We start from the raw sequence: 2,294 nt of genomic DNA on the forward strand, positions 1-2,294 counted from the left end.
GGGCGAGATCGACCGCATCTGCCAGCGGCTCGGCCTGCCCGCCGATCCGCGCAAGTTCACGCCGCATGTGACGCTTGCGCGCCTGCGCAATGCGAGCCCGCTCGACGTCGCGCAATATCTTTCGGCGCGCGGCAATTTTTCCGCGCTGCCCTTCCGCGTCGGCCGCTTCGTCCTGATGTCGTCGCGCGATTCGGTCGGCGGCGGCCCTTACATCGTCGAGGAAGCCTGGCCGTTGGTCGGCGCCGACGCGCGCGCGTCCAGCCGCTTCGCCAGCGCTTCCGACGCCTCGCGGATCATGCGGTAGACCGAAGCGAACTCTTCCGGTCCGTCATAATAGGGATCCGGCACGTCTCGTCCGCTTCCGGTCGCAAAGTCCAGATAGAGATGGACGCGGTCGCGCGCGGCCTGCGGTGCCAGCGCCTTGAGGTCGTGCACATTCGACCGGTCCATGCCGAGGATCAGGTCGAATCGCGAAAAATCCTCTGGTGCTATCTTGCGGGCCCTTTGCCCGGAAATGTCGATCCCGTGGCGAATGGCGACCGCGATCGAGCGCGGATCCGGGGCCGAGCCGACCTCCCAGCCGCTGGTCGCGGCCGAATCGAGCACGATGTCGTGACCCACTCCGCGCTCCGCCAGGACGGCGCGCAAGATGCCTTCGGCCAAAGGCGACCGGCAGATGTTGCCGAGGCAGACGAACAGAACGGAATTTATGGGCTTTGCGCTCATCGATCCGGCGCTATGGTGCGGGTCATTTTTCCCGAATAGCACAGGAAATCGACATGACCAGAGAGAAACTCAGCAAGGAAGCGATCACCGCCGCTTTGGCGGAACTCGAAGGCTGGTCGCTGGCCGCCGACGGCGCCTCCATCAAGCGCAGCTTCAGCTTCAAGAACTTTTCCGAGGCCTTCGCCTTCATGACCCGCGTGGCTTTGGCCGCCGAAAAGATGGACCATCACCCCGACTGGTCAAACGTCTACAAGACCGTCGACGTGACATTGAACACGCACGATGCCGGCGGCGTGACCGCGCTCGATATCGAATTGGCGAAGCGGATGAACCGCTACTTCGGTTAGAGGCGGCCTGCCGGACGGAGTGCGATTTCCGGGCCAACAGCCACCCGAACTCTTGCAGCGAGGCAGCGCTTTCACCACATCTCCCGCGGCGGGCCGACGTGCAAGGACACGCGCGGCCAAGGAGAGACTGATGGCGCAGGAATCCGGTTTTGATTTCTTCGGCTTTGGCGACAAGCTCGCCGGCGAAGGCGAGGTGCGCGAGAAATTCTGGCGCACCGCCAAGAAGGCTGCCCGGCAGATCCCGTTCATGGACGAGGTGGTCGCCGCCTATTATTGCGCCATGGACAAGGATACGCCGCTGCGCGCCAAGGGCATCCTCATCGCCGCGCTCGGCTATTTCGTCCTGCCGGTGGATTTCATTCCCGACGTCGTTTTCGGTCTCGGCTTCACCGACGACCTTGCCGTGCTGACCGCCGCGATCACCGCTGTCAGCGCCCATATCACGCCGGCGCACCGGCAGGCCGCCAGGGACGCACTGGCTGACAAGCGTTGACCCTGGCCGACATTTTGGCACAACGACACCGCGAAACCGCCCGCGCGAAAAGACAAACTCTTGCCGCTTTCGTGGCCTCCAAGTTCGCGCCGGGACATCGTGATCGCCGCATTTCCAGCGGTGGCGCGAATGGTGGCGGTTTCCTGGGGTGAGTTCCTTTTCTTGAGGACAATTCACCGTTTGGTAACCCTGATTAAATCAAAATGAAGCGACGGCAGGACGCCAGGCGGCCCGCCTCCGCACCAGTTGGAATACGGGAAGAACGATGCGCGGATTGATTGCTACGGTTTCGAGCCTGGTCCTGGCGGCCGCTTTTGCGGGGCCGGCGCTGGCTCAGCAGGCGACCAAGATCGGCCAGCACAACGCCTGGGGCACCTACAGCTACCAGTCGGCGGGCGGCAAAGTCTGCTACGTGCTGACGGTTCCGACCGACAAGCAGCCGCCGTCGCTCGATCACGGCGACATGTTCTTCTTCGTCAGCCAGCGCCCGGGTCAGCAGGTCTCCTACGAGCCGCAATTCATCGCCGGCTACAATTTCCAGGAAGGCTCCAAGGCCACCGTCACCATCGACAAGAAGACCTTCTCGATGTTCACCCGCGGCAAGTCGGCCTGGGTCGAGAACGCGGCAGAGGAACCGGTCCTGATCGCCGCCATGAAGACCGGCACCGACATGAAGGTGCAGGCGAAGTCCGGCCGCGGCAACCCCACTTCTTACGTCTTTTCGCTGA

Annotated in this window: 6 protein-coding genes; 5 read left to right on the forward strand and 1 reads right to left on the reverse strand. The window is 63.3% G+C overall.

Features of this window, described 5'->3' with window-relative positions; translation table 11 throughout:
* The coding region (locus EOA29_RS33510; RefSeq protein WP_281061124.1) for a 2'-5' RNA ligase family protein at window positions 1–304 on the forward strand (304 nt) is incomplete at its 5' end.
* On the opposite strand, the gene EOA29_RS33515 is transcribed toward EOA29_RS33510, so the two are convergent.
* Window positions 208–726 carry a low molecular weight protein-tyrosine-phosphatase gene (locus EOA29_RS33515; protein WP_126091160.1) on the reverse strand — a complete coding sequence of 173 codons (519 nt, stop codon included), beginning with the start codon at window positions 724–726 and terminating at the stop codon, window positions 208–210. The two genes, EOA29_RS33510 and EOA29_RS33515, sit on opposite strands and share 97 nt — an antisense overlap.
* Before the next feature lie 53 nt (window positions 727–779).
* Between EOA29_RS33515 and EOA29_RS33520 the strand changes: the two genes are divergently transcribed.
* From EOA29_RS33520 to EOA29_RS33530, 4 genes are all read left to right on the forward strand, one after another.
* The gene (locus EOA29_RS33520; RefSeq protein ID WP_126091159.1) at window positions 780–1,073 is read left to right on the forward strand and encodes a 4a-hydroxytetrahydrobiopterin dehydratase; all 294 of its coding nucleotides are present in this window, start codon (window positions 780–782) and stop codon (window positions 1,071–1,073) included.
* A gap of 130 nt (window positions 1,074–1,203) precedes the next feature.
* Window positions 1,204–1,566: a YkvA family protein gene (locus tag EOA29_RS33525; RefSeq protein WP_126091158.1), complete on the forward strand. Its 363-nt coding sequence runs from the start codon at window positions 1,204–1,206 to the stop codon at window positions 1,564–1,566.
* Window positions 1,563–1,718: a hypothetical protein gene (locus tag EOA29_RS42410; RefSeq protein WP_210213205.1), complete on the forward strand. Its 156-nt coding sequence runs from the start codon at window positions 1,563–1,565 to the stop codon at window positions 1,716–1,718. The genes EOA29_RS33525 and EOA29_RS42410 overlap by 4 nt, the downstream gene beginning before the upstream one ends.
* Before the next feature lie 113 nt (window positions 1,719–1,831).
* Window positions 1,832–2,294 (forward strand): invasion associated locus B family protein (locus EOA29_RS33530; RefSeq protein WP_127222208.1); only part of this gene is annotated, 463 nt, incomplete at its 3' end.

The sequence above is a fragment of the Mesorhizobium sp. M1E.F.Ca.ET.063.01.1.1 genome, from assembly GCF_003998155.1.
Lineage (GTDB): Bacteria > Pseudomonadota > Alphaproteobacteria > Rhizobiales > Rhizobiaceae > Mesorhizobium.

Bases quoted from the DNA above. Each gene is read 5' to 3' on its own strand.
- EOA29_RS33515 (WP_126091160.1), bottom strand. From the start codon at position 726: ATGAGCGCAAAGCCCATAAATTCCGTTCTGTTCGTCTGCCTCGGCAAC.
- EOA29_RS33520 (WP_126091159.1), top strand. From the start codon at position 780: ATGACCAGAGAGAAACTCAGCAAGGAAGCGATCACCGCCGCTTTGGCG.
- EOA29_RS33525 (WP_126091158.1), top strand. From the start codon at position 1,204: ATGGCGCAGGAATCCGGTTTTGATTTCTTCGGCTTTGGCGACAAGCTC.